The organism is Priestia sp. ST2 (genome assembly GCF_055810735.1).
Genome location: NZ_JBVVNT010000001.1, coordinates 1,147,658 through 1,173,101, shown reverse-complemented (window position 1 = coordinate 1,173,101; position 25,444 = coordinate 1,147,658). Strand labels below are relative to the sequence as shown.

Below are 25,444 nucleotides of genomic sequence, written 5' to 3'. Positions count from 1 at the left end.
TCTTATGAATGGAACGTAAGGGTTTTGACTACTACCGGTACCACACTTGTTTGCAGCAATTGGCCAATATCTAAGTAGTCACCGTGTTCCACCTTAATTTGATCAATACAAATAATGCTTTGCGACGAATCTTGAGCAACAAGCGTTTGACCCAATACCTTGGCATGATCGCTCTCAAGAACAATAATCAGCGGCTGATCTCTTTTGTTTTTTTGTTTCACCGCTTCTAGCAGACCTTTTGCTAATTGCTGAATATCTCGAAATCCTACGTACGGAAGCCCAGATAAGTACAAGGCAAAATTTTGCCCCTCCTGCTGCGGGTCATGTATCTCAATTGCATCTTTTACAGCATCCTTTAAGTGATGAACACTTTTTTGAAACCCATCCTTAAACGAAATTTGATAAACGGGTATATTTCGTACAGGTAAATCTTTGCTTTCCACTTGAATCGTAGCTCCACTGATTTCAGTCGTTTGTGTACCAGCACCAAGAACGGTTGCGCGAACGGTTTCATCAGGCTTAATCCATGACCATCTCTTCAAACTCTGACTATCTCTTAAAGAGTCCGCAAGCATCATTCCTATGTCGTGGTAAGGAGCTTGTTCAAAATCTTTAGACTCATATTGATAGAGGCACTCACTGATTCCACCAGAAAACATAATGACATCAATTTCTTCTTTCCAATTTGGTTCATGACCTAAAAGCAGTACCTTGTCTTCTGCTGTCATGGTACGTGTTAGCATTCTACTAATCACATCGGCCATATAATTTGTTATATTCTTTATCTCTTCTTCCACCAGTACGTCACCTTTTACAAGAGTACTATTCCACCCTCTTAATAGATTTCTAACCGGTGGCGAAATGCTGCTGATTTTATCTTCCGAAAACTCTATCAGCCTGCCTCCTATATGCAGTGTGCAGGTTCCACACAGCCTTCCCATTCGATAGACTGCTACATTAGCGGTTCCCCCGCCAATATCTATATTGGCAATAGTTTTGCTCACTTTTTTAGAATATTGATAAGCTCCTGATCCTTTTGCTGCAATAATTCCCTCTAAATCAGGACCCGCAGTTGCAACTAAAAACTCCCCCGCATGATTTGATAGATGGTGAATCATTTCCTCGGCATTTTGCTTAGTTGCTGTTTCACCTGTAATAATCACGGCACCTGTTTTAATATCTTCAGAACCAACGTTTGCTTTATCATACTCATTTCTAACAAGCTTCTCTATTGCTTCAATATCGATTGTTGTTGATGTGAGAAGTGGTGTTCGATAAATTGGGCTGCGATGAATAATTTCTTTATCAATAATCTCAATACGCGGCAAGTGTGTTCCTCCTGCCATATTCATCAGAGAAAATTGGCTTAACACAATTTTGGTTGTGCTTGTTCCTATATCAATTCCTGCGCTGATAATCTCCTCTTTTAGCGGTTCGTATTGTTTCATATCCCTCCACCTCATCAACCTTCAATCAGCAAAAGGTTTTAGTCATTACTGATTGCTAATTAGTCGTGTTTTAGTCAAATAAAAAAGGCACCTCATACGAACTATCTCCTGAAAGATAGCTGTATAAGGCGCCTTTGCCCGTGTTTTTTTTGTATATTTAGAATATAACTGATTTTTTACAAAATGTAAAGGTTTTCATTAAAAAATAATATATTTCGATTTCCAGTTATCAGTATACTGTTTCATCTCTTGTAAAGACTGACACTGTACCAAAGCTCGAACCTCTTCAAGCCCTTCTTTGTTGCGGGAAGAAGTAACAACAATAGGACCATTTACAACTACTTGCCTTGCTTTTTTAATAGCTAAGCTCACATCAGCATCTTCCGCATCACTTTTTGTAATGACCCCAATAGCTAACTTATTAATGCCTGTACTAAAATTAGGTGGAAAGACTGTCTTTTTCTTTGTGGCGTCCTGCAAATATAACACATGTGTAACTTCAAGAGCGGTTGCCATAATATTTTTATAAAAAAAAGGATTTTCAACATATTCTCCAGGTGTATCAACGATCCAATCATAATAGATTAATGCTTGGGTTTTAACTGCTTCGACCGGCTTTCCAAGCAGAGCATTTGTTAATGTCGATTTGCCTGCACCAATTGAACCAATAAGCATGGCTCTGTTTTTTTTATGCATAACTCTCCCCTCCCTACTATACAATTAAGATTTTGTAATAATTGAAGGTGTGTAACCTAATGTTTCGGAGAGAAAACGATTGATTTCTCTCATTGCCATGTCTACTTCTGAAACGCTCCCCACAATAACAAGACTTCCTGTAAAACGATCTAAAAAACCTAATTGAACATGTGCAGCTTTTGTAGCCAAATCACCTGCAATGATAACCGTCTCACTTGGAGTTAATGTTAGAATGCCTAGAGCTCCTTCTTGCTGTATACCCAATTTTTCAAACATATCCGGATCTGGATTTGCAATTAAATGGCTTAATGTAATTTGTTTTCCCGGCACAAACTCTTGAATAAAACGCTTTTTTTCTTCACTCATAAAAAATTACCTCTCCCTTATCGTACAAATTCTATACAATGCTTACATCACTTGTGTCTTACTGCTTTTTTCTTCTACCTTTTCATTTTCTTCAGCTGCTGAACTTAAGTACTCGTCTTTTCCAATAATGCCTGCTTCGCGATCCTTCTTTTCTAGCTCCAAGGCTTTTGGAACAGATAGCCAATATGCTAAACCAATGCCTATTACACCTGCAGAGAACTTCCCGATAATAACTGGAAGAATTAATGTCGGCTGGAAATTGGCTGTAAAAGACAAATGATCTCCTAATAAGAATGCCGAGCAAACCGCAAACGAAATATTAATAACTTTGTCTTTTGGAGGCATACTGCGAATAAGCTTAAACATCGCTAAAATATTAGCAATTGTAGCTAAAATACCTGCACTTCCTTCTTTACTTAGTCCGAGTTTTTTCCCTACAGCTTCAAGCGGCTTTCCTGCATATTTTTGAAGCAAATAAACCATTGGAAATGCACCAGCAAGCATGATGCCAATATAACCTGCTGTTTCTAGCGCACGGAATTGATCCGTTTTATCAGCCATGATCGGATGAAATCCCCAGCTTCCAAATAAATGAGAGAATAGGCCCGTAAAAATTTCAACAATGGAGAAAACAAGAACTAGCTTAATTCCGGCATCCATAATACGCCCAAACCACATAAATCCTTTAATCATTAAATCTGGCAAGAAATATAGTCCTACCGCTAATAGCACAACAAATAATAAAAGTGGAGATAAGTTCAAAATAATTTTCAAATAACTTATCGTAAATTCGTATGTTGAATCACTTGTAGTTGAAATAATTTTACGCACATCAGAGTTGGTTACCATAATTAAAACACTTGAAATAAAAGCCCCAATTGGGATCGTTAACACACCTGACATGACGCCGAGCGCCATATATTTGTGGTCGCGTTTATCAAGCATGGCCAGTCCTACTGGAATTGAGAATACAATGGTTGCTCCGGCCATAAATCCTACTATCATGGCCATGACCCATCCTTCATACGACTCTTTTAATACGTGTGCTAATTGATATCCTCCCATATCCGTTGCTAAGATAGAGGTTGCAGCGATAGCAGGATCTGCCCCAATAGCTGAGAAAAAAGGACCGCATACCGTACTAATAAACCACGAAAGATATGGAGTTGCAGCCATGATACCAGCTGCTGGTATAAAAATGTACCCAATAGAATGCAAGCCCTCCATAAATTGCTTTCCTAACCCTTCATCACTGTTTCTAATCGCAGCAATAGCCCCACACACTGCACAAGTCATGATAATATAAATCACGATTTTCCCAATGATAACCACACCCAATTCCCCCTATATGATAATTTTTATTTAAATAGATAATAGTTTAACTATTTCTATCTATTTAAAGCGTATGAAGTAACCTGTTAAGAGCTTTGCTACTAGAGAAAGTTTAAAATTGTTCCCTTAAAAAAGACAAAAAGGTGCCAGGTGGTTTTTTATCACTTAAAACCACTAAGCACCTTTGCTCAAACTATTTACTTGTACAGTGAGGTTAAGTTCCATATTTCTCAATGATGTGTTTTGCTAACTTCTCTAGTGTAACCTGCTTTTTCATGCTAATCGTCCGCATTTTTTTGAAAGCACGATCTTCTGTTAAATTATATTTATCCATTAAAATTCCTTTTGCTTTTTCAACAATTTTTCGTTTCTTCAGTTCATTATTCATTTCCTGAACTTTTTGCTCATACATTTTTGCATTTTCTGCTTGCTGTAGAGCGATTTCAACTGCTGGAATTAAATTTGATTCAGCTATCGGTTTTACTAAATAGCCTACTATATTCGCTTTTTTTGCTTTATCAATAAACTCCCTCTGGCTGTATGCTGTCAACAGCAGAATAGGAATATTATATTTATTTGAAATAATTTCACTTGCTTTCAGTCCATTTAACTTAGGCATTTTTATATCCATAATAATCAGATCTGGCTTTAGTGCAAAAGCTAATTCAACCGCTTTTTCTCCATCTCCAGCTTCTCCTACTATTTCATAACCATTATCAGAGAGCATCATTGATAAATCTAGTCGTACAATTGACTCATCTTCAACAATCATAATTCGTTTAGTCACGGTGTCCGCCTCTTTCTAATGGGAACCTAGCTGATGCCATGGTGCCATTTGCAGTTCTCTCAATCGAAAATTGACCAGATAAATCGTGAGTGACCATCATGGTAACTATATCTAATCCTAAAGATGGTTTGGCTTCTTTTGAGTACCCAATACCATTATCTTTAATTGTAACCTCTATCTCGCAGTTATTCTGTTGAAAAGAAACGTGAACCTTACCTTCTTCTCTTCCCTTAAACGCGTGTTTCATACAGTTTTGAATGAGCTCATTAATAATTAATGCTATGGAGACAGCTTTATCCGACTCTGTAAAAAGCTGAGTGCCCGAATATTCAATTGAAATATTTTTATTTTCATCCGTAGAGCTATACACTAGCATATTACCAATTTTCTCAATCAAACTAAGAATATCTACATTGTCTACACTAGAGTTGGAAAGAATAATCTCGTACACAGAAGCGATACTTAGAATCCGGTTAAGACTCTCGACAAAATGAGCCTTGCTTTCTTCAGGAAGGCCCCTTCTCATCTGAAGCCTTAATAAACTCGCAATAGTCTGTAAATTATTTTTGACGCGATGATGAATTTCTTGAATCATAACTGATTTGACAACAAGTTCTCTTTCTCGCTCTCTAAGTTCAGTCATATCTCGAAATGTAATAAAAGCGCCATTCGTTGGATTTTCTTGTTTTAAACTAACTTTTTTGACTTGAAATACCTTATTTAAGATGGTCACTTCATGCATAAACAACTTTTCTGGATGATAAAATAACTCTTCTAAACAAGGAAAATATTCGATGATTTGATTGCCTGTCTTACATTCTGAGGAACAGACTTCAGAAACCAAATTAAAAGCAGCAGAATTAAAATATAGAATGTTTAAATTAGGATCAATAAAGAAAAGTGCCTCTCCAATAAACTCTGGAATAAGCGAAGCATTTTCTGTTATCTCCATTAAAATTTCGCTTAACGTATCATTTGTATTTGATAACGTTTTCATTTTTTCTTGACGTTCAACTACTTCACTGATATCTTTCTCCATAATCAATGTAGCAATTACACGATTATTAAATCCTTTAATAGGAACCACACTTTGTTCTACCGTTTTTCCTTCTTGTGTTAAGGCACGATTTAAAGACATCGGTTTTCCATTTCGCAGCGTGTAAAATACTGCTGGTTCAAACGCTTCGTACACAAATTTCCCTGCGACTGGACGTTCATAAACTGACGGTGCAGTTTCTGGTGCAGCTTCTGCCACTACAACTGCATGCTGTCCTTCTTTTGTTAAACAATCGATAAACACATTTGCTCGGTTTAAATCAGCAATAAGCGGCAAATTTTTAGCAACTTCATCAATCTTTTGAATATCGACTTCTGCTAGATTTGTATGAAGCCTGCATAAAGAATTTAAGGATAAGGTATGAGTCATATGTAAACTCCTAGCTGCTTTTAAACATTTAAGCATTAAAATATTAGAATATAATAAGTATTATATTTTTCTGAACTTTCTTTGTCAATGATCCATTTTGATGCAAAAATATTTACTTTACGAAGGAAATCTTATTTCTTCTATGTCTTATCCCCCCTTTTTCTAAAGGTAAAAGTGGGCGATCGTGGTCTATCTCCCAGTTGAATTCGCATAGATATAGTCCCTGGGCTTTAAAGCTTTTTACGTAAAAATTAGTATTCTGTTACTTTGTTAGTAATAGCTTATATAGTGAGTTTTGGATTTCAAAAAAAGATAAAATCAACTACGGAGCTGCTTAATAAAAAGAAATACTTAATAATATCAAGTAGCAAAGGGGCGTTTTAATACGATGTCAGTGTCCATAGGAATATGGATTGCTATGTTTGTTGCCATATTTGGGGGCACACTCCGGATATAGGTTAGATAAGAAAAGGAAAAAAGCAGAGAAAAAAAAGAGATCATACAGCACGATAGCAAACTGTATGATCTCTTTTTTCAGCCTTTTTTACATCTATTTAGACGAATAAGGTTTTATTTTTACACGCGGGTAGGCACTTTGCAAAGCTACATCATAGTTTAACTCTTACCTCCGTACCGTCAGTAGCTTTGACATCTACTAGTATCATTCCCTTATGTTTCTTCAGTTCCTTAACAATAGGCTTTAGCATGCTTTTATCTATTATCGGAAAAGTGAAATTCAGCCCTTTTCTTTTAAAATGTTCTTTTGTCCATTTATCCGCATGCTTCTGTATAAATTTTGAAAAAGCAACGCTAATAGCAATGTTTAAAAGAGCATATGGAACTGGAATGCTAAATCGAACATCTTTTGTTTTCACTTTTACATGAATCATAAGCAAACCATTATTCAATGATGACTGAAACGGTATCTCCGTTCGCCGATTTAATATCAACAATTTGGCCATCTAACTCGTTTTCGATTGCTTCAACAATCAGGTTTATATCTATATCTTTTACATATTTTTCTGATTGAGGAATACTTGCTGCGATGCTGTGTCCCGCCATTAATACCAGCTTGACAAGCTTGATCGGCAAATTAACCTTTACATTATCGTTTTCAGTTGACACAACTCGAATTTTCAACATTTTATCTAGATACGCATTCGGTTTCTTCAAAAGCTTATTTCCTGTTTCTTCTTTTTCCTTTAATACTTGTATCAGTTCTGATCCCTTTTCTGCATCAATTTTGCCTTCTTGAACCATTGTTAACACTTTTGTAATTTCCTCTTTCACAAAAATCCCCCCTATTCTTCTTTTAAGAGCTTGATGGCTTCTTCTGCTGTAATTTCACCATTTTCTAGCATAGACACAACTTTCTTCTCGTCTACTTCATTTTTCTTCTTTTCTAGATATCCAAGAGATGAAATGATGTCAGTAAGCTTGCCTCGGACGGTTGGATACGAAACTCCCAGTTCCTTTTCCACTTCTTTGATATTTCCTCTGCATGTTAAAAACACTTCTACAAAATGAAGCTGATCACTTGATAAGGATGCCAGCTTAGATAATTCAAACTCATTTTCAATCGTCGTGTGACAATGTCTGCACTGCAGCTTTGTGATTTTTAACGTTTCACTGCAGACAGGACAATTTGTAAGTACTTTATAAGCCATAATCAAATCCCCTTCTTTTAGTTAATTTGATTATATAACAAATGTTCAATGTTAAAAACAATAAAATTAAATAATTTTAACGAATAAATTAAAAATATAAATTCTCGTTTAAATAATATTAATTGACTCTTTTAAAGCACAAGCAATGGGATCTCGAATACTTCTAATCTAAAAAAAGTAAAAAAGATAAAAATATGTTTATTTATGGAATAATATGTTGTAAAATACGTTCGGTACTACAAAATTATTCCTGGTACCAAAGAGGGGGGTTTTTATGAAAGAGCGTATTACAAATGAAGCAATTTTTTTAATTCAACAAAAAGGACTTTCTTTTACTATTAGCGATTTAGCTAAGAACTTAGGAACTAGCAAACGAACCATGTACCAACATTTTAGCTCCAAAGACGACATCATTGACTCGATAGTTGAAAATCTTATCCTACAGATCAAGAACAAAGAAGAAGAAATCTTCCACGATGAAAGGCTAAGTTTACTTGAAAAGATTACCCAAATCCTTATATGTGTTCCTGAAGAGTTTAGTACAATGGACATTCGCGTATTAGCAGATTTAAAACGGCTTCACTATAATCAATGGGTTGAGATAGATGACTTTTTAAAGCAAGAGTGGGATCTTGTGGTAAAACTGATGGAAGAAGGAATAGAAACAGGCGTTCTACGTGAAATTAATTCACAACTATTTATAGAGCTATACCTGGGTGCAATCAATCAAATTTATCAGCCAAGCTTCTCTCTAAAATCTAACTTAACAATGAGTGAAATATTAAAATCTGTTATTGATATTCTTTTGAATGGCATTTCTATAAGAAAATAAGGTGGCGAAAAGATTTGCATTGGATCTATCTATGTTTAGCTATTCTTTTTGAAGTGGCTGGTACTACATCCATGAAATTATCAGAAGGTTTTACTAAAGTTATACCAAGTGTGTTGCTCATATTCTTTTATATTTGTAGTTTGTGTTTTTTGACATTAACGTTAAAAAGCTTAGAAGTTTCAATTGCCTATGCTATTTGGTCAGGTATGGGGATTATACTTATTACGCTAATTGGATTTATGTACTTTGATGAAAGTGTAAGCCTACTAAAGATTGTTGCTATAGCTCTCATTATTATCGGCGTAGTAACATTAAATATGACCAATGAAAAAGAAGCTCACATTAGTAAATCCACTTTAGAAGAACACACGAGGTAAAAAGATGAAATATTTAAAACCTTTTTTTCTTGTTACAGATATCGGATTTATTATCTATTGGATTGTTACTTACTTTGAATTGATACCCAAAGCTATAGCATTCAAAGATTATGATAACCCCATAGTCATAGCTTGGAACTGGTCGTTCTTCCCTCTAGATATTCTTGTTTCATTCACTGGATTGTTTAGCCTATATTTATACAGGCTGTATAGAGAATCATGGAAGAGTTATGCCTTAATTTCTCTAGTGCTAACATTTTGCTCAGGAATACAAGCTATTGCGTATTGGGCATTTATTAAAGATTTCGATCTCACATGGTGGGCTTTTAATTTGTATTTGATGATTTACCCTCTATTCTTTATAACATTACTTATAAAAGATAATGGCAATCAAAAAAGTAAACTTTTCATTTAATGAACGTTTTAAAATCAGTTTAAAGCAATAACTAAAGAATTATTAAAACCTCTTGAGAAGGGTTAAAAAATAAATAAGAAAATGGCTAATATCATCATCTTTTTTATGTGGTTTCTGTTCTTGTTCCTTCTATGGATCATCTTCTCTTTTTCTAAAGGCCAAGGTGGAGAATGATGGTCTATGTACCATTTGAACTCCCATAAATATGGTCCTTGGACTTTGGGAATTTCTTACCTAAAGATTAGTGTTGCTGGGGTTATTTCGTTAGTAATAGCCTGTATCGCGAGTTTTGGATTCAAAAGAAAGAAATAAGATCAACTGAGGCGCTACTTAATAAAAGAGGATTTCTAACGTAGCTTTTATATTTTAGGGAGAAATGCAAAATCACTTATATAAGAATTCACACACATATAATTCTAGTTGTTTGAATTGAGGTTACAGTTCTTCCTGTAACCTCTTTTATAATTCCTTACCTGCAATTATCTTTTATATAAGTGTCATATGAGATATTTTTTAATTTCCACAAGTTTGATCATAGGAAGCAGCCTTTCTAATTCCTGGGCCGTTGGCTACCAACACTATCTTATTTTTAAACATAACGTTTACATCTCTTTTATTGTCAAGCTCTGGAGAATTACTATATTTGCGTGTTCACTCATCTTACTTGGCCTTCTTTACTATCTTTTTTAAGCGGATTTCCTAAACCTAAAAGAACTCAGTTAACAGCTAAAGTAGAAGCTGGATTATAACAACAGATAATTTCAGAAAAAATTTTATGGTTTTGTAATTTCACGAAAGTTTCTCTTGCCTCCCTTTCTGTGCTAAATTCAAACATGATAATATTATTTTCTCTTGAATAAGCATTGATTACAGTAACCACCCACATTAAAAATCTCCTAGGGCTGTTACAATTAAATTTGATTCTGATAAATGAATATCTCTGGAATTCTTATGAGTAGCTGCTATACTTGTAGACTTATTTGGAATAAACCCCTTTTCTAACCAAATAGAACCGCTTTGAAAATTCCATGTTCCCAAGTAAATCTCCCCGTCTCTTATTATTGATATAATAGATTAGTTTATTTAATTGTTTACAGTAGCATCTTCTTTACATGCTTTGATAACATCCAACCAATGATCTGGCTTTTGTCCTTTAAACTTTTCTTTTAAATTAAATGAAGCTAATGTTTCTAATTTACTTTTTGCTGCTTTAGACATAACAGAATTTAAATTAGAAGCCTCTAGCATTTGAATAGAGCCGTCTAACTCAATTGATCTTCTTAATGCATGTATAGAGGTTCCAGTTACCAATCGATTCATTGTTTCTCTAAAGCTCTTACTATCTAAAGTTTCACTAATAGAATCTAGGACTAATTGTTCTACATTAAATTCATGAGAAGCTTCTAATAACTCTAGATAAAGAGCAACTACACCTTTCATATAAATACTGCGAATTAGCTTTACAGCAGAGGCATCACCAGGTTTTTCACTTACTTTAGTTATGTCCATACTGTACGGAGTCATTAAGGAAAACAGTCGATCTACACCATTACCACTTGCTGAAATAGGAACCTTATGTTTATAAACTGGCAGGGGACCTAGCATTGCGGCATCTACAAAGAATGCATTCTTCTCTTGTATATTTATGTTAATTTTTTGCTTCACGATAGGAGTGGAAGCTGATACATCTACGTAGATACATTCTTTATTTATGAATGGTTTTAGCATCTCACTAACTTCAAGTGCTTTATCTGCGGGTACTGCTACTATTACTATATCTACTTGTTTTAAAACTTCTTCGGGTCTATAAAGAAGTTCTACTTGAGCTTGAGCAGCTCGTTCTTTAATTTGTGGACCATATGTAGGATGGTCTATCATAACATCATGAGCAAAAATGGTTTCTAAACCTTCGCCTTTTAAGCCAACTGATAACTCAAAGGCCGCCTCTCCAAATCCAATAAAACCTAATTTCACTTTAAAGCTCTCCCTTCTGTTTATAATCCATATGCTTTCATCTGTTCTCTTAACCATGAAGGCTGAATGTTACCTCCAGATTCACCTTGCAGACGTGCTCTTTCAAATGCTTCAATCGTTTCTAAACGTGTTTTCTCATACTCTAGTTTTTTTTCCGCTTTAAAAAGAACCTCTTCAATCTTTTCTTTTGGAACTACAACAACTCCGTCATCATCACCTATAATTAGATCTCCTGGAATAACGGCTACGCCTCCACAAGAAATAGGTTTATGTAACTCACCTGGGCCATCTTTAAGAGGACCATTCGGAATAAATCCTTTTGAGAAAATAGGAAATCCTGATTGACTAAGGGTCTCTTTGTCCCGAACTGCCCCATCTATAATAATCCCCTCAAGTCCAATAGCTTTAGCTGCAGCTGCCATTAACTCTCCAAGGTAAGCATTTGACGTATGCCCCTTTCCATCTACAACTAGTACATATCCTTCTGTACCATCATAGATTGCCTGATGAAGAAATAAGTTATCTCCAGGTCTTAAACTTACAGTTAGAGCGGTTCCAACTACCTTCATTCCTGTAGATACAGGCTTAATTTTATAATCCATTGAGCCTGTACACCCCATTGCATCAGATATAAGAGTTGTATTAAGAAGGTTTGCTCTCTTAATAATGTCTTCAGATAATACTGGTGCTAAATTACTCACTGATATACACTCCTCTTCGATTTTGATATATTCTAATCAATGCTCTACTCAGGATAACGCTTACAAAATTAAATTGATAAAATTAGATATTGCCCCCCTATTCGCAGAATATCTACAGTTTATTTGCTGCATTTTTGAAAAAGATAGAAAAACATCGTAAAAAATAACAAAGTAATAAAAATTACTACATTTTTTATTTAAGTAATATTTATTACTATAATCTTAAATGTATCTTATCATCGGTACCTAATAAAGTAAATCTATTTTTGTAAATAAAGCACAGGAAAAACATATCCTAAGCTTTATTACTTAGAAGAAACATTTTTACATAAAAAAGTAAACATGCTAAAATTCAAGTAAGTATTGTGATAAATACTTTTTATATGCTTAAAAAAATAAAATTTACAATATAATCTGTTTAATTGGAGCGAAGGTATGGAAAATCCAATATTAAAATTAAAAGATAATATCTCACAACTAACAGAAACTCAACGGAGAGTAGCAGACTATATCCTTAAAAATCCTGTCGATGTAGCTTTTTTAACAGTTGATCAATTGGCTTTGACAGTAAAAACTAGTACGACCACGATAATGAGATTAGCTTTTAGTCTAGGCTATTCTGGATATGCAGAATTTCAAAAAGGACTTCAGGAGCTTTTACGTAACAATGCTGCTCCTCAAATCAGATTAGAAACAAATTTGAAGGGCTTAGATGAGAGTGATTTGTGGATGCGCTGTGCAGAAAGTCAATTCAATAACATTCAATCAACAGTAGAAATGATTTCTACAGAGAGCCTAAATAAAGCGTTAGAAATGATTGTCTCTGCAGACCGAATATTTTGTACAAGCGTTAGAAGTGGTTTACCCGTGGCACAGCATCTATCTTTTGGGCTTAATCGACTACTCGGAAACTGTGAGCTAATTGTCTCTGACTTAAGTGATTGGGTGGATAAAGGAATTACTTTAACTTCTAAAGATTTAGTTATTGCAACCTCCTTTCCAAGGTACGCTAGAAGAACTGTTGAGTTTGTAACAGCTGCCAAAAGTAACGATGCCAAGGTCATTTCAATTACCGACAGTTATTCTTCTCCTTTAGTTAAGTACTCAGATTTAGTACTGACTTGTAGCTCGAGTAGTATCGCTTTTCATAATTCACCTATAGCGTCGCTACTTGTGGCAGATTATCTTGTAAGTGCGATAGCTATAAATTATCCAGAAAAGACAAAGGATCGTCTCGATAAAATCAATTCAGTCCTTACAAAAATTAATTATCATTACACTGATTAAATTTACGAATGTGGTAAAAGCATGAAATATCGAATGTATAAAATAATTCGATATTTTATGTTTTTACCACTTTTTTATTTTTTTAATTAAGTCTAATACTTCCCTTTCACTTTTCATTTCTATAAAAAAACGTTTACTTTTCATTAGAAGCCATGATAGTATACTTTTAAATAGTCACAATTATTACAACAATTAAATGAAAAGTAATAATTATTACTTTAAACGAAGGGTTGTAATAATGAATATAGTTAGTTCTGTAAAATCATTTTTAGATATCATCCGGAGATATCTGACTGCTCCCCTACTAAGATTACAAAGTGACTATAAGTTTATTAATCCTAACACTTGTATTTTGCTTGTTAACACGCAAATGATGAGAGCACTACCTTTGGTTCTAAGCAATCATCAACAAAAGATTTTAGTAAAGGAGTGATTAGTTAAAGAAACACAAGAATAGAAAATAATCTATTAATGATTCTATATATACAGTGGGCTTAAGGGGGGAATTCACGATAGATTTTTTGTAAACCCTTACATTTGTTCTGATAACAGATTTTAAACCAATAATATGTAAAAAAAGCCAATTGTTTTTTACTAATGAATGATTGTGAAAAGCAGCTTTACAATAAAGAATGATAGTTAGATAGTTTCATGAGAATTGAAAAAGTATGACATTAAAGATAAACAAGAGGGAAAATGAAAGAAAGTTCTAGAGGGGGTATAATATGTTAACATTTTTAGGTTTTTCGATGATTGTAGTATTTATGTATTTAATCATGAGTAAGCGCTTGTCTGCCTTTAGTGCATTAACAGTGGTTCCTATTGTTTTTGCTTTATTGGGCGGCTTCACTGATTTAGGGCCAATGATGATGAAGGGTCTTGAAACCATTGCTCCGACAGCAATTATGATTATCTTTGCCATTCTCTATTTTGGGGTGTTAATTGATACAGGATTATTTGATCCTTTAGTAGCGAAGATTATAAAGATGGTTGGCGGTGATCCTCTAAAAATTGTAATGGGTACTGCAGTACTTTCTTTAATAGTTGCTTTAGATGGTGACGGTACCATTACATATCTAATTGTAGTAACTGCATTTCTCCCGCTATACAATCGATTAGGTATGAATAAACTTATTCTAGCCTGTATTCCTGCATTAGCAATGGGTGTTATGAATTTGACTCCCTGGGGTGGTCCTGCTGTACAAGCTACGGCGGCTGTAAAAGCAGATGTAACAGAATTGCTATTACCACTTATTCCTTCTATGATTGCAGGAACTATCTGGATTTTAGGGGTTTCTTATTTCCTTGGACGACGCGAGCGTAAAAGACTTGGAGTTATCAATATAGATACAGAATTTAATAATGAAATTGCTGCAGCTCTTGATGTAGGAATGGATGCATCAATAAAGCGTCCAAAATTATTTTGGTTTAACTTAGTTTTAACACTTTTACTTCTTACTGCTTTAGTTCTAGGGTTCTTACCATTACCAGCTTTGTTTATGATTGGATTTGCTATCGTGATGATTGTTAATTACCCAAATTTACAAGATCAAAAGGAACGTCTGCATGCTCATGCAGGGAATATATTAACGGTGGTTTCCATGATATTTGCTGCAGGTATATTTACTGGAATTATAGATGGAACGGGTATTGTTAAAGCTATGGCAGATACTTTAATAGCAGTTATTCCTGATGCTCTTGGCCCAAAATTAACAGTAATTGTCGCCCTTATAAGTATGCCATTCACATTTTTTATGGCAAATGCTCCCTTCTATTTCGGGATTATTCCTATTATGTCTGAAACGGCTGCTCACTTTGGCATCCCTCCACTAGAAATTGGTCAAGCTTCTTTACTAGGGCAACCCTTGCATCTATTAAGTCCACTTCAAGGTTCTATTTATGTCTTAGTAGGACTCCTTGGCATTGATATAGGTGACCATATTCGCTTTGCTGCCAAGTATGCCATTGGAACAGCGTTAGTTATGACGTTTGTGGCTGTATTATTTGGAATACTATCTATATAAATGATTTATGGGAACATAAAAAAGAGAGAGCTGATTCTTCAAAACAGCTCTCTTCTATATATTTAACTTTAAATTACATTAAAGATTGAAATATAACATAAGCAAATCACTAATCAATCATGACTGATACAGTATCTCCGTTTGTCAATTTGATCTCAACAATTTGGACATCAAATTCATGTTCAATTGCTTGAATAATAAGGAGATGTCTATATCCGCGAAATTAAAAAAAGGTGTCTACCCACTTAAGTCGTTAAATTAACTAAATTTTTTCGCCTTTTCAAATAAATACTGCACTCCATATAACAAATATGCTTTGTAATGAAGGTAGATAAAAAATTGAAAATGATTTAATCGGTTTAGACCTACAATTTTCAACCTTTTAAGAACATCAATGAAGTAAAAAGCAAAGATTCCATCAACTACAATATTCAGTAATAAAAACTTCTTAAAGTTTCCATACGAAGATTTAAGCAGCCACATTGAAAGTGGCATATAAGGTCCAATACTAAAAGGAAGTTCATCTTTTATAAACGAATCTTTTTTATCATAAAATCTCCACCACTTCCTCTGATGCCCATACAAATGATTAATAATTTCAAAGATAATAATAAAAATCCCTGCTAACGAATAACGTCTCATGCTGCGTTTTCCTATAAATAACAACGATAACCACGGAATCGCTATTATAGATAGGTTAAATCCTAAGTGTTTTCTTGATATCATAAATGAACTCACCTCAATGTACTTTATCTAGTTCTTCTTATAGTGTCCGCCTATTACAAAAAAAACACAGACCATCCAATGGTCTGTGTTTTTTATTAATGTGCTTTTTGTTCCACATTGACTCTCTTGATAAAGAACGAGATAACCAATCCAACAATGGAAACAATGATCGCAAAGACGAACGCATGCTGAACACCGTTGGTGAAGGCAAGAACCTGGTTTAATGGATCCATTTTATTTGATACCGTCTCAAGGAAGCTTCTTGAACCCGATGACAGAATGGAAATTCCAACCGCTGTTCCAATTGCGCCAGAAACCTGCTGTAAGGTGTTCATAATCGCCGTTCCATGCGGATACAGCTCAGGTGGAAGCTGGTTTAAGCCATTTGTTTGAGCTGGCATCATAATCATCGAAATGGCGATCATAAGCGCAATGTGCAGAGCAACGATAAATCCTGTTGATGTTTCTAGCGTTACAGTTGAGAAACCATACATGGTGCCTGCTACAATCACAAGTCCAGGGATAACTAACCATTTAGGGCCAAAACGGTCAAATAACCCGCCCATAACCGGTGAAAGAATTCCGTTAATCACTCCTCCAGGAAGAAGCATTAGGCCCGCAGCAAAGGTTGATAAAGCTAGTGATGTTTGTAAGTATAGGGGTAAAATCATCATCGCAGACAATAGTACCATCATACAAACTAGAATTAGCAGAAGACCGATTGTAAACATCGGATACTTAAAGGCTTTAAGATCTAACATTGGCTCTTCCATCTTCGTTTGACGAATAGAAAACGCAACTAACGCAATAGTTCCAATCACAAGAGTTAGAATAACCTGTAGACTTCCCCAGCCCCCGCCTTCTCCGGCGCTGCTAAATCCAAACACGATTCCGCCAAAACCGATTGTTGAAAGAACAACAGAAATCATATCGATTTTTGGCTTCGTTGGTGTGGTAACGTTCTGCATAAAGAAAGCTCCAAACACTAAGGCAACAAATAACAGCGGAAGTGAAATCCAGAAAATCCAGTGCCATGTTAATGTTTTTAAGATTAAGCCTGATACAGTTGGTCCAACAGCTGGCGCAAACATAATAACAAGACCGATAATCCCCATTGATTTTCCACGTTTATGCGGCGGGATAATAACAAGAATCGTGTTAAACATAAGCGGTAAAAGTAAAGCAGTTCCAACGGCCTGCACGACACGGGCAATCATGAGTACCCCAAATGTTGGTGCAATAGCCGCAATAAATGTTCCAATAATGGAGCAAATTAGAGATGCTATAAAAAGCTGTCTGGTCGTAAACCGCTGAAGAATAAAACCTGAAATAGGCACCAAAATTCCTAACGTTAACAGATACCCTGTTGTCAGCCACTGTGCGGTTGTTTCGTGAATGCCAAAGCCAGAAATTAGCTCTTTTAACGCCATATTTAAAGCTGTTTCACTAAATAAACCGATAAATCCAGCAATAAGAAACGACGTTATAATCGGCAGCACTTTGATATTAGAGCTTTCGGCTACTGCTTGTTGATTACTCATATTAAATTGTCTTCCTCTCTTGTACATACTCTTTTTGGTGAACATTTTTCTATCTCAATGATAGGTTGATTAGCAGACAAACAATGCATATTGATATAAAGATTAGGGATAAGTTTAAGGCATTATGTTGACTAAGCTTTTTCTTTCTCTTCTCTTTTGACCGAAGTGCTTTTTGTCTTCTAAATTCGTTTCTTTCCACAGATACCTCTCCATTTCATTTCTAAATCAACTTTAGAAACCTTCCTATGTAAACTAATTTCCACTCATAATATGGAATTTTTAATAAGTAAGTTAAAACGAAATAGAACTATAAAATGAATTTCACTCTACATAACAGGAATATTGTAACACAGCTATAAGTACTGTTTCTATCTAAAATATACTAAATACCAATAGCTATATACCTAACTTAGTGCCCTGTGACAATTAAAATTTGTTTCTGTTATATGATTTTTGTTCCGTTTGCCCTAACAAAACACAACTAACTTTTTAATCATCAGTCAAAAGAAATAGTATCAGAAATGAAGTAATAGTAAAAATTGATACTATGGAGGTGTTTTCTTATGAAAAAGTATGAAGTAACATTTCATCTAATTAACGGTGAAATAAGTCATTTAGTTGAAGCTAAATCACTTATTCGTGCAAAGAACTACATACAGTATAGGTTTGAAGATAAAAGTAAAATATTGGATTTATCAAATGAGTTGGTCATTGTTAAAAGAAACGTCCAATACTTTACAGTAGTTGAAAAAGAATAATTAGCTATGTAAAAGGACGTTATCTACAAAAGTAATGTCCTTTTCTATCCATACAATATCTTATAGGGTAGTCTCTTTTTTCCTATTCTAGTTCTAGTCACTAAAATTTTTCTCCGACTTGAAGCCAAAATAGATTTTGCGCCCTCTAAGCGTACCTTTAATTTAGTCTACTAATTTTTCTTTTTTGGATAAAATTCATTATTTCATACTTTTTAGATAAAGTAAGAAACAAGCTAAATACATGCATTTAATGTGCAGACAAACGCTCTCTGAGGAAATTGTTTTTTGAGACAAACAACTCGAATTCACATACTAAATTCATCTAAACAAAAGGCTCCATCAAATTTTAATATTGATATTAAGCGTAAAAACAGAACTCCCTATTTTATGAAAGCTCTGTTTTGTTTATTCACTATTATGTATATTTTCTGCGTCACAACGTAATTTATAAAAATCCTGAACTAATGTATTTTCTTCTAAAATGAATTCTTTCATTTTACGTAAAATTCTTTTCCCTACACGGCGGTCCAACACACACAATATTTTTATTAACAACATATCTGCAAAGCGTACATGTAGAAATTAAAAGAGCAAACTCACTGCCATGCGAGTTTGCTCTTTCAATTCTTCACTCAAATTGCTCGAGTTTAACTTATTGTCCTATATCCTTCATCCTTTTAAGAGCTTTTCTATATTCTTGATCTCTCATATGCAGCATTTTATCAGCAGAAGGTTTAGGCTGACCAAATTTTTTTAAAGCTTCTCTATACTCGCTGTCACCAATGACTTGAGTTGAAACAGCCTCTTTAAGTGAACGTTCAACAACGGGAGTAGCTTTTTTATTGGGAAGCTCTTCCGTACTCAGCTTTTCTTTATGTGCTTCTTTGTCATGCGGCTTATGAGCCAGCTTGTGGCCTTTACCTGTTAGGAACATCAAAAACGAAAGAACTAATACTACAATGCTCAATACACACGAAAACGTAGAAAATGTATGATACGTAATGATTTCAGATTTTACATGTAGAGATTGAGTGAAATTTTCTTTACTAGCCACCTGGCTCTCTGCGCTTACTGTTGCAAGGTGATCTTTATACACCTTTGCAAAGACGATACTGCTGATTACAGGGATGACCGCAGATACTGTAACTCTTATAAATTGAACCGTGACCATCCGAGGGACTAAACTTGGTAGCGGTCCGCCTAAAGCAGCACCCATAAGACCTGCAGCAACTGTGAACCCTACTCCTGCGATTAAAGCGGTAAAGCTGCTAACAAAGAGGAAAGCAGAAACATGACCGTCTACATACATCCACTGTATGTTCACTCCCATAATAATGACCGCTCCTATAATCCCTAATACGCCCGGTCCAACTTTATCATATAATACGGCACTTAATATGGCGGCAATTACTATTCCAGCGAAAAGCCCGATATAGATCAGTGAAATGTTTCCTTTATCAAAACTAGATTCACTTTTAAGCAATCCTTGTAGAGATAAAAGAGTTAAACTCATACTAATATTGCCTATAATAGCAATTAAGATAGCGAGAGCTGGTTTTCGAGAAGCCACTAATCTAAAGGGAATTAAAGGATTTTTAATATGCCATTCTGCTGCGAATAAAAAGCATAGAAAAATGATGCTTCCCACTATGCCTATCCAAACATAGGTAGATGCCCATCCTGATTTTTGGAGATTAAGTAATGTAAACGTAATAAATGCAGTAACCATAAACATTAATGCTGCACCGATGATGTCAAACGGTTCATGATGCTTGTGCTGTTGCTTGGCGTGATCATTTGTTAAAAATTTGTAGCTGAAGCATATTCCCAGTAAGGAAAGGACGGCTGCTATATAGAATAACCATCTCCAGTGTCCGTAGCTGTTCACTAACATTCCGAGAAAAATGCCCACAACGCTAGATCCATAAAATCCGCCGATAAGAATCAGTAATGCCAAGTTCCGCTTCTGAATCGGAAAAGAAAGAACCAGCATTGGAATCATCATCATAAGTGCTAAACCCGTTCCTGTTCCTTGTAAAAAACGACCAATGCCCATTCCTAAGAAGCTGTTAGAAGCAATGCTTACAATAGCTCCTATAAGAAATAAACACATCGAAAGAACATACGTCCTTCTCTCCCCTAGCTTATGTCGAAGGATAGGTCCAAACGGAATACAAAATGCAAAGCTTACAACCCCTATTAAAACCGGTGTTATCGAAATATAAGATTGATCGTTGAACGTTTGTTGGAGAATTTCACGTATAGAATTTAATGACGTGTTTAACATTAAACCAGGACCAATAGCTAAAACTGCCAGTAAGGAAATCCCCCAGTGTTTTTCTATTTTCATACTACAATTCCTTTCTGCTTTTCATGATTGTAAAAAACTAAAAATGCGAAGCTCACGTTTCTTCCAACCATCACAGTAGCTAGGATAAAGAAGAAAGATGTTTATCCGCATTTGAACAAACTAAAAAATAAAGCTTCAGTAAGGAAGCTTTATTTTTTTTTCTAAACCTTCCACTCGAATTGGTCCTAAAAGCGTTAGGCTGGTTAATTTTTCAGCCATAAATGCAGGGCTAAATTTCATATCACTTTCTAACCAAGAACAAATGACACCTATATGAGCTGATGTGATATAGCTAATCAGAATATCTTCAGGGATATCAAGTCCACCTTCTGCTTCTCCAATCGAAGAGATTAGCTCTCCATACACTCTTTTCTTTACAATTTCCGTCATATGACTTCTAAATTGAGGTAATCCTCGATCGCTTAGCATAACTTTAAAATAATCGGAATGGTCATAGATGAATTCAAAAAGCTTTAAGAAAGAAACGGATTCATCATTTTCTTCTACTGCTGCGGAATCCTCATTATTTTGTTTAGGCTTTACTTTCTCTATTAGCTCTTCTAGAACTTCATTCATACTCTGCATGAGAAAGTCTTGTTTATCTTGGTAATGCAAATAAAATGTTCCCCGCGTTAATTCCGCTTTTTCCGTAATTTCTTGAATCGTAATGGACGTGACGTCTTTCTCTTTAAGAAGTTCGACTAAAGCGTCTCTTAAGTATTTATTTGTTCTTTTTATCCTAGGATCTACTTTTGTTTTTTTAGACATCGTTCGTCTCCTTGTATAACTTTTATTGAGTCTCAGGCATATGATTATGACTTGTATAGGTGCAGCCATTTAGACCTTTTCTGGTGATTAACTATTTAAACTGCCCTGTATCATCAGCATACATTCTGCACATGATGTAAACTAATGAACATTATGTATATTAAGTCTCACAAAATATAGTCAATCTGTCAATATCAAAAACTGATTAAGAACGAATCATTTCGTTGTTAGAGATGTATGGCGTGAACGTACGAGCAAAATCTTTTGTAATGAAAGAAAAAGAACTGAAAGATATAAGTGGCGATGTAAAAAGTGCTGGGTTTTTATAAGCTGGAGATTAGACTATTGAGGCAGCTTTCACATAGCAAACTGATCAAATAAATGATGATTTTGCACAATGAATGTTTGAAACTTTCCGATATATGAATCTGCTTGTTTAGATACCATCATCTTAATCGGATCAAGCAGTTTTTTAAACAAAACAGCATGTCCAAGCCGATTTCCAGCCATAAATCCATTAATTTAACTAAGCTAAAAAGAACCGGCTCCTTACTGTTAGCGATAGATAGAAGGTTAAATAAAAAAGAAGTCGCCTTTTGGTAACTTCTTTTTTTACTATGCATATGTGATTAAAACAAATAACATATAAGTGTTTTATTTTTCACTATACTCCTCAGCAGGTTTTCGTTTATGTTTCTCACTAATAATTTTTTTGTTCAGTATCCTTACCTCACCCACCATCAGCAGCCTCATATCTTTTACAATATATTTTGCTAATTCTTCATCAGAGATATCATCACCCTCAATATCGAGACGAAATTCCTGCCCTTGTATTCCACCGCCATTAGTAAAATCGACTTCAAAGTCAAAAATGACCCTTTTATCCATGTCTAATCCACCTTACTTTATTTTAATTACCTAATATATATTCGGTTTAAGAAAACAAATTCCCAATCTAACTATCTAAGGTTGCACGTCTACTCATAAGATTCAAAAAATGAACTTTAGTAGGCTATGTGGCGACAATTATCTAGTATCTTTTCTTTAAATTATTTTATCTTGACACTATTCTAAAGGCGTGATTAGATATAATTGTTAACTTTAAATAAATATAAGTTAACATATATTTATTTCGGTGGTGAAAGTGTATTGAATTGGGAAGAAGATATTAAGAGAGAACTTGCCTATTTAGATGAAATTTTTCAAAAACGGCACCTTGTTACTACAGAATTTGCTGAACAACCATGGCTTACAGTCAATGGACATAGGATGTTGAACCTTGCCTCTAATAACTATTTAGGCTACGCGGGAGATAAGGGGCTGAAGAAAGCAATGAGTGATGCTGTGATGACATATGGAATAGGAGCAGCAGCTTCACGCTTAATAGTAGGAAATCACTCTCTTTACGAGAAAGCAGAAAAAGCACTTGTTAATTGGAAAAAAGCTGAGGCAGGACTTATTATCAATAGTGGTTATAATGCAAACCTGGGAATCATCTCAGCCTTGGTTCCGCGTAACGGCTTCATCTTCAGCGATAAGTTAAATCATGCAAGTATCATTGATGGCGCCCTACTGAGCCGCGCAACACTTCAACGCTATCGCCATAACGATATGAACCACCTAGAAAATCTATTAAAAAAAGTTCCCTTGGAGTCACGGAAGTTAATTGTAACAGATACTGTTTTCAGCATGGATGGTGATTTTGCCAAGCTCGAGGATCTTGTTAAATTAAAAGAGCAATATAACGCAATGTTAATGGTTGATGAATCTCACGCAAGCGGTGTATACGGAAAAAATGGTGAAGGATACGCTCATTTTCTTGATCTGCAAGATAAAATTGATATTCAAATGGGAACGTTTAGTAAAGCGCTAGGGTCATTTGGAGCTTATGTTACCGGAAAACAGTGGCTCATAGATTATTTAAAAAATAGAATGCGAGGATTCATTTATTCAACTGCTCTTCCCCCTGCTATACTCGGTGCAATAACGGCTGCGATTGAAAAGGTGCAACAAGACACAGAGCGTCGCGCACTTCTTCAACAACATGCACTATTTTTTAGGAAGGCACTTACATACGAAGGATTTAACACATGCAAAAGTCAATCTCAAATCATTCCAATTTTGACGGGAGAAAATAAAAGAACAATGCAGTTTGCAGAGCGTTTACAGAAAGAAGGAATTGCTGCTATTGCAGTTAGGCCTCCTACTGTTCCTGAAAATAAAGCAAGAATTCGTTTTACTGTAACAGCCGATCATACTCGAGAAGATTTAGATTGGGCCATAAAGAGAATTTCTCTAATTGGAAAAGAAATGAGTGTGATTCAATGAAACCATCCACTATTATAATATTTCCCGGATGGGGAATGGAAAAAGCAGCGTTTCACCCAATCATAAAATCATTGTCTACTATATGTAACGTTTTGTGTACAGACTGGAGAGGTCTAAAAGAACTAAGTGACTTTAGAGAACGAGCAATCCAATTGCTTACTTCTACTCCAGGTACTGTTTATTTAATGGGTTGGTCATTAGGTTCCCTTGTAACGCTTGAACTTGCTAGTTTATACCCTAACAAAATAGAAGGACTCATATTAATCGGCGGAACTAGTCGCTTTACAAACGACGTGCATAATACATTTGGATGGGAACAACGCATCGTTGAACGTATGAAAAAGCAACTACAGCGTAATAAAGAAAAAACCCTTACTTCATTTTATAACGCTATGTTCACTAAATCTGAAAAAGAAGAAGAATTTCATCATCAATTTATGGAAGTTGTTCAGCGTGATTATCAAGGAGACAGTATGTACTCCCTCCTTACAGGGCTGGATTATTTACTCCAAAAAGATGTTAGAATGCAACTTAATCAAATTCAAACTCCTTGTTTGTTGATCCATGGAAAAGATGATCAAATATGTTTACCTGAGTCTTCTTCTTTCATAGCTGAAAGAATTGGTGGAAAAGCGCAGCTGTGTATTCTAGAAAAAGCTGGCCATATTCCTTTTTTTACAAAGCCTCAGCACTGTACGCAACTTATAGAAAAATTTCTCGAAAAGGAGCTCATTTATGATTAATAAGCAACTTTTAAAGAAAAGGTTCAATAATCATGCTAAAACTTATGATGCTTATGCCGATGTACAAAAAAGCATGGCAAACCAGTTAATAGCTCAGCTTCCCACCAATTTCTTTAACCAGAAAATAGCTATTCTTGAAGTTGGCTGCGGCACGGGTTATTTAACACAATTATTGTGCGAAAAATTCCCTAAGGCTGCTATTACAGCAGTCGATTTGTCATCAGGAATGATTGAGTTAGCAAAGAAAAAAGTAAGGGAAGATCGAGTTTCTTTCATATGCGGAGATATCGAGGAACTAAGTATAGCAAGACATTATGACCTTATTATTTCGAATGCAACATTTCAGTGGTTTAATAGTCTTCATACGACAATTAAAAAATTGTATAAACAACTTAAGCCTACAGGCAGCTTACTATTTTCAACCTTTGGTAACCGTACATTTCAAGAGCTTCATTCATGCTACAGCCATACGAAACAAAAGCTTGGTCTTTTCAATAACAGTTCACCTGGCCAATCGTTTTTTTCTCTTGAAGAGTTGTCTCAAATTTGTGAACAAGCATTAATTCCATTGAGAGAGCATCCATTTAAACTATCAAAAATGGAGAAACTAGAGATTCAATACTTTCCGACGGTTCAGGCATTTTTTACATCAATAAAAAAAATTGGAGCAAGTAACAGTAACGAGGAAAGCTACTGTCAACGTCCTTCGTTTTTTCGTGAATTAATCAATCTATATGAAAATGATTATCGTAATGAGAACGGAATAAAAGTAACTTATCATTTTTTAATATTTAATGTTACAAAAACAAACCAATAGCTAATCCTGCCCTGGCTACTCTCTAGAAGTGATGGATTGCAGCTAAATTAAAAAGCTTAATACAAGAAAGTATTTCATATA

General features: G+C 35.0%; 27 protein-coding genes and 1 pseudogene. 9 read left to right on the top strand and 19 right to left on the bottom strand.

Annotated features, from left to right (window positions below; translation table 11 throughout):
• Window positions 1-2 precede the first annotated feature (2 nt).
• From AC0KUU_RS06075 to AC0KUU_RS06035, 9 genes are all read right to left on the bottom strand, one after another.
• Window positions 3-1,448, bottom strand: a complete 1,446-nt coding sequence (locus AC0KUU_RS06075; protein ID WP_043978249.1) for an ethanolamine ammonia-lyase reactivating factor EutA — start codon at window positions 1,446-1,448, stop codon at window positions 3-5.
• 198 nt (window positions 1,449-1,646) lie between these two features.
• Window positions 1,647-2,144 (bottom strand): EutP/PduV family microcompartment system protein, encoded by a 498-nt coding sequence (locus AC0KUU_RS06070; protein ID WP_043978247.1) that lies wholly within the window; start codon window positions 2,142-2,144, stop codon window positions 1,647-1,649.
• A gap of 24 nt (window positions 2,145-2,168) precedes the next feature.
• Window positions 2,169-2,510: an ethanolamine utilization microcompartment protein EutS gene (gene eutS / locus AC0KUU_RS06065; protein ID WP_013058372.1), complete on the bottom strand. Its 342-nt coding sequence runs from the start codon at window positions 2,508-2,510 to the stop codon at window positions 2,169-2,171.
• 42 nt (window positions 2,511-2,552) lie between these two features.
• Window positions 2,553-3,842 (bottom strand): ethanolamine utilization protein EutH, encoded by a 1,290-nt coding sequence (eutH, locus tag AC0KUU_RS06060; protein ID WP_080781589.1) that lies wholly within the window; start codon window positions 3,840-3,842, stop codon window positions 2,553-2,555.
• Between the two features lie 214 nt (window positions 3,843-4,056).
• Entirely contained in the window at window positions 4,057-4,629 is a 573-nt protein-coding gene (locus tag AC0KUU_RS06055; protein ID WP_013058374.1) for an ANTAR domain-containing response regulator, read from the bottom strand.
• Window positions 4,622-6,055 (bottom strand): sensor histidine kinase, encoded by a 1,434-nt coding sequence (locus AC0KUU_RS06050; protein ID WP_043978242.1) that lies wholly within the window; start codon window positions 6,053-6,055, stop codon window positions 4,622-4,624. The genes AC0KUU_RS06055 and AC0KUU_RS06050 overlap by 8 nt, the downstream gene beginning before the upstream one ends.
• A gap of 608 nt (window positions 6,056-6,663) precedes the next feature.
• Complete coding sequence (locus AC0KUU_RS06045) at window positions 6,664-6,945, bottom strand: hypothetical protein (protein WP_043978267.1); 282 nt, start codon at window positions 6,943-6,945, stop codon at window positions 6,664-6,666.
• A 10-nt stretch (window positions 6,946-6,955) separates the two neighbouring features.
• Window positions 6,956-7,345: an SHOCT-like domain-containing protein gene (locus AC0KUU_RS06040; protein WP_043978240.1), complete on the bottom strand. Its 390-nt coding sequence runs from the start codon at window positions 7,343-7,345 to the stop codon at window positions 6,956-6,958.
• A gap of 11 nt (window positions 7,346-7,356) precedes the next feature.
• Window positions 7,357-7,722: a DUF2089 domain-containing protein gene (locus AC0KUU_RS06035; RefSeq protein ID WP_043978238.1), complete on the bottom strand. Its 366-nt coding sequence runs from the start codon at window positions 7,720-7,722 to the stop codon at window positions 7,357-7,359.
• Window positions 7,723-7,996: 274 nt separating this feature from the next.
• On the opposite strand from AC0KUU_RS06035, the gene AC0KUU_RS06030 reads away from it, so the two are divergent.
• Genes AC0KUU_RS06030 through AC0KUU_RS06020 form a run of 3 tightly spaced genes read left to right on the top strand, consistent with a single transcriptional unit; the run spans window position 7,997 to window position 9,346 of the window.
• Complete coding sequence (locus tag AC0KUU_RS06030) at window positions 7,997-8,554, top strand: TetR/AcrR family transcriptional regulator (protein ID WP_043978235.1); 558 nt, start codon at window positions 7,997-7,999, stop codon at window positions 8,552-8,554.
• Between the two features lie 14 nt (window positions 8,555-8,568).
• The gene (locus AC0KUU_RS06025) at window positions 8,569-8,931 is read left to right on the top strand and encodes a DMT family transporter (RefSeq protein ID WP_043978233.1); all 363 of its coding nucleotides are present in this window, start codon (window positions 8,569-8,571) and stop codon (window positions 8,929-8,931) included.
• A 4-nt stretch (window positions 8,932-8,935) separates the two neighbouring features.
• The gene (locus tag AC0KUU_RS06020) at window positions 8,936-9,346 is read left to right on the top strand and encodes a DUF5360 family protein (RefSeq protein ID WP_043978230.1); all 411 of its coding nucleotides are present in this window, start codon (window positions 8,936-8,938) and stop codon (window positions 9,344-9,346) included.
• An 885-nt stretch (window positions 9,347-10,231) separates the two neighbouring features.
• On the opposite strand, the gene AC0KUU_RS06015 is transcribed toward AC0KUU_RS06020, so the two are convergent.
• The 3 genes from AC0KUU_RS06015 to AC0KUU_RS06005 are packed head-to-tail and all read right to left on the bottom strand — an operon-like array spanning window position 10,232 to window position 12,021.
• Window positions 10,232-10,384 (bottom strand): hypothetical protein, encoded by a 153-nt coding sequence (locus AC0KUU_RS06015; RefSeq protein ID WP_157842249.1) that lies wholly within the window; start codon window positions 10,382-10,384, stop codon window positions 10,232-10,234.
• A gap of 45 nt (window positions 10,385-10,429) precedes the next feature.
• A complete protein-coding gene (locus tag AC0KUU_RS06010; RefSeq protein ID WP_322552341.1) occupies window positions 10,430-11,320 on the bottom strand; it encodes a prephenate dehydrogenase/arogenate dehydrogenase family protein in 891 nt (296 codons plus the stop codon).
• A 20-nt stretch (window positions 11,321-11,340) separates the two neighbouring features.
• Window positions 11,341-12,021: an S-adenosylmethionine--2-demethylmenaquinone methyltransferase gene (locus AC0KUU_RS06005; protein WP_043978224.1), complete on the bottom strand. Its 681-nt coding sequence runs from the start codon at window positions 12,019-12,021 to the stop codon at window positions 11,341-11,343.
• A 435-nt stretch (window positions 12,022-12,456) separates the two neighbouring features.
• Between AC0KUU_RS06005 and AC0KUU_RS06000 the strand changes: the two genes are divergently transcribed.
• Together AC0KUU_RS06000 and AC0KUU_RS05995 are read left to right on the top strand one after the other, a co-directional pair.
• A complete protein-coding gene (locus AC0KUU_RS06000) occupies window positions 12,457-13,308 on the top strand; it encodes a MurR/RpiR family transcriptional regulator (protein WP_043978222.1) in 852 nt (283 codons plus the stop codon).
• A gap of 725 nt (window positions 13,309-14,033) precedes the next feature.
• A complete protein-coding gene (locus AC0KUU_RS05995; RefSeq protein ID WP_322552342.1) occupies window positions 14,034-15,332 on the top strand; it encodes a CitMHS family transporter in 1,299 nt (432 codons plus the stop codon).
• Between the two features lie 258 nt (window positions 15,333-15,590).
• Here AC0KUU_RS05995 and AC0KUU_RS05990 read toward each other — a convergent pair whose 3' ends face one another.
• Both AC0KUU_RS05990 and AC0KUU_RS05985 read right to left on the bottom strand, forming a co-directional pair.
• A complete protein-coding gene (locus tag AC0KUU_RS05990) occupies window positions 15,591-16,058 on the bottom strand; it encodes a hypothetical protein (RefSeq protein WP_043978213.1) in 468 nt (155 codons plus the stop codon).
• A 95-nt stretch (window positions 16,059-16,153) separates the two neighbouring features.
• Window positions 16,154-17,599, bottom strand: a complete 1,446-nt coding sequence (locus AC0KUU_RS05985; protein ID WP_043978210.1) for a DHA2 family efflux MFS transporter permease subunit — start codon at window positions 17,597-17,599, stop codon at window positions 16,154-16,156.
• A gap of 563 nt (window positions 17,600-18,162) precedes the next feature.
• Here AC0KUU_RS05985 and AC0KUU_RS05980 point away from each other — a divergent pair.
• The gene (locus AC0KUU_RS05980) at window positions 18,163-18,357 is read left to right on the top strand and encodes a hypothetical protein (RefSeq protein ID WP_043978207.1); all 195 of its coding nucleotides are present in this window, start codon (window positions 18,163-18,165) and stop codon (window positions 18,355-18,357) included.
• 405 nt (window positions 18,358-18,762) lie between these two features.
• Here the strand turns inward: AC0KUU_RS05980 and AC0KUU_RS05975 are convergent.
• The 5 genes and pseudogenes from AC0KUU_RS05975 to AC0KUU_RS05955 form a co-directional block, all read right to left on the bottom strand.
• Window positions 18,763-18,912: pseudogene (locus AC0KUU_RS05975) on the bottom strand (SF0329 family protein); the annotation flags it as partial.
• Window positions 18,913-19,009: 97 nt separating this feature from the next.
• Window positions 19,010-20,707, bottom strand: coding sequence for an MFS transporter (locus AC0KUU_RS05970; protein WP_473451692.1), 1,698 nt, complete (start codon window positions 20,705-20,707; stop codon window positions 19,010-19,012).
• 135 nt (window positions 20,708-20,842) lie between these two features.
• Window positions 20,843-21,475, bottom strand: a complete 633-nt coding sequence (locus AC0KUU_RS05965; protein ID WP_473451689.1) for a TetR/AcrR family transcriptional regulator — start codon at window positions 21,473-21,475, stop codon at window positions 20,843-20,845.
• Window positions 21,476-21,832: 357 nt separating this feature from the next.
• The gene (locus AC0KUU_RS05960; protein ID WP_162213595.1) at window positions 21,833-21,985 is read right to left on the bottom strand and encodes a hypothetical protein; all 153 of its coding nucleotides are present in this window, start codon (window positions 21,983-21,985) and stop codon (window positions 21,833-21,835) included.
• Between the two features lie 144 nt (window positions 21,986-22,129).
• A complete protein-coding gene (locus AC0KUU_RS05955; RefSeq protein WP_043978199.1) occupies window positions 22,130-22,363 on the bottom strand; it encodes a hypothetical protein in 234 nt (77 codons plus the stop codon).
• Between the two features lie 261 nt (window positions 22,364-22,624).
• On the opposite strand from AC0KUU_RS05955, the gene bioF reads away from it, so the two are divergent.
• Genes bioF through bioC form a run of 3 tightly spaced genes read left to right on the top strand, consistent with a single transcriptional unit; the run spans window position 22,625 to window position 25,363 of the window.
• Entirely contained in the window at window positions 22,625-23,803 is a 1,179-nt protein-coding gene (gene bioF / locus AC0KUU_RS05950) for an 8-amino-7-oxononanoate synthase (RefSeq protein WP_322552345.1), read from the top strand.
• Entirely contained in the window at window positions 23,800-24,546 is a 747-nt protein-coding gene (locus tag AC0KUU_RS05945; RefSeq protein WP_043978194.1) for an alpha/beta fold hydrolase, read from the top strand. Before bioF ends, AC0KUU_RS05945 begins: the two co-directional genes overlap by 4 nt.
• Complete coding sequence (bioC, locus tag AC0KUU_RS05940; protein ID WP_043978191.1) at window positions 24,539-25,363, top strand: malonyl-ACP O-methyltransferase BioC; 825 nt, start codon at window positions 24,539-24,541, stop codon at window positions 25,361-25,363. Before AC0KUU_RS05945 ends, bioC begins: the two co-directional genes overlap by 8 nt.
• The last annotated feature ends 81 nt before the right edge of the window (window positions 25,364-25,444 follow it).

Bases quoted from the DNA above. Each gene is read 5' to 3' on its own strand.
- AC0KUU_RS06075 (WP_043978249.1), bottom strand. From the start codon at position 1,448: ATGAAACAATACGAACCGCTAAAAGAGGAGATTATCAGCGCAGGAATT.
- AC0KUU_RS06070 (WP_043978247.1), bottom strand. From the start codon at position 2,144: ATGCATAAAAAAAACAGAGCCATGCTTATTGGTTCAATTGGTGCAGGC.
- eutS (WP_013058372.1), bottom strand. From the start codon at position 2,510: ATGAGTGAAGAAAAAAAGCGTTTTATTCAAGAGTTTGTGCCGGGAAAA.
- AC0KUU_RS06050 (WP_043978242.1), bottom strand. From the start codon at position 6,055: ATGACTCATACCTTATCCTTAAATTCTTTATGCAGGCTTCATACAAAT.
- AC0KUU_RS06045 (WP_043978267.1), bottom strand. From the start codon at position 6,945: ATGATTCATGTAAAAGTGAAAACAAAAGATGTTCGATTTAGCATTCCA.
- AC0KUU_RS06035 (WP_043978238.1), bottom strand. From the start codon at position 7,722: ATGGCTTATAAAGTACTTACAAATTGTCCTGTCTGCAGTGAAACGTTA.
- AC0KUU_RS06030 (WP_043978235.1), top strand. From the start codon at position 7,997: ATGAAAGAGCGTATTACAAATGAAGCAATTTTTTTAATTCAACAAAAA.
- AC0KUU_RS06020 (WP_043978230.1), top strand. From the start codon at position 8,936: ATGAAATATTTAAAACCTTTTTTTCTTGTTACAGATATCGGATTTATT.
- AC0KUU_RS06000 (WP_043978222.1), top strand. From the start codon at position 12,457: ATGGAAAATCCAATATTAAAATTAAAAGATAATATCTCACAACTAACA.
- AC0KUU_RS05995 (WP_322552342.1), top strand. From the start codon at position 14,034: ATGTTAACATTTTTAGGTTTTTCGATGATTGTAGTATTTATGTATTTA.
- AC0KUU_RS05990 (WP_043978213.1), bottom strand. From the start codon at position 16,058: ATGATATCAAGAAAACACTTAGGATTTAACCTATCTATAATAGCGATT.
- AC0KUU_RS05985 (WP_043978210.1), bottom strand. From the start codon at position 17,599: ATGAGTAATCAACAAGCAGTAGCCGAAAGCTCTAATATCAAAGTGCTG.
- AC0KUU_RS05980 (WP_043978207.1), top strand. From the start codon at position 18,163: ATGAAAAAGTATGAAGTAACATTTCATCTAATTAACGGTGAAATAAGT.
- AC0KUU_RS05970 (WP_473451692.1), bottom strand. From the start codon at position 20,707: ATGAAAATAGAAAAACACTGGGGGATTTCCTTACTGGCAGTTTTAGCT.
- AC0KUU_RS05965 (WP_473451689.1), bottom strand. From the start codon at position 21,475: ATGTCTAAAAAAACAAAAGTAGATCCTAGGATAAAAAGAACAAATAAA.
- AC0KUU_RS05960 (WP_162213595.1), bottom strand. From the start codon at position 21,985: ATGGCTGGAAATCGGCTTGGACATGCTGTTTTGTTTAAAAAACTGCTT.
- AC0KUU_RS05955 (WP_043978199.1), bottom strand. From the start codon at position 22,363: ATGGATAAAAGGGTCATTTTTGACTTTGAAGTCGATTTTACTAATGGC.
- AC0KUU_RS05945 (WP_043978194.1), top strand. From the start codon at position 23,800: ATGAAACCATCCACTATTATAATATTTCCCGGATGGGGAATGGAAAAA.
- bioC (WP_043978191.1), top strand. From the start codon at position 24,539: ATGATTAATAAGCAACTTTTAAAGAAAAGGTTCAATAATCATGCTAAA.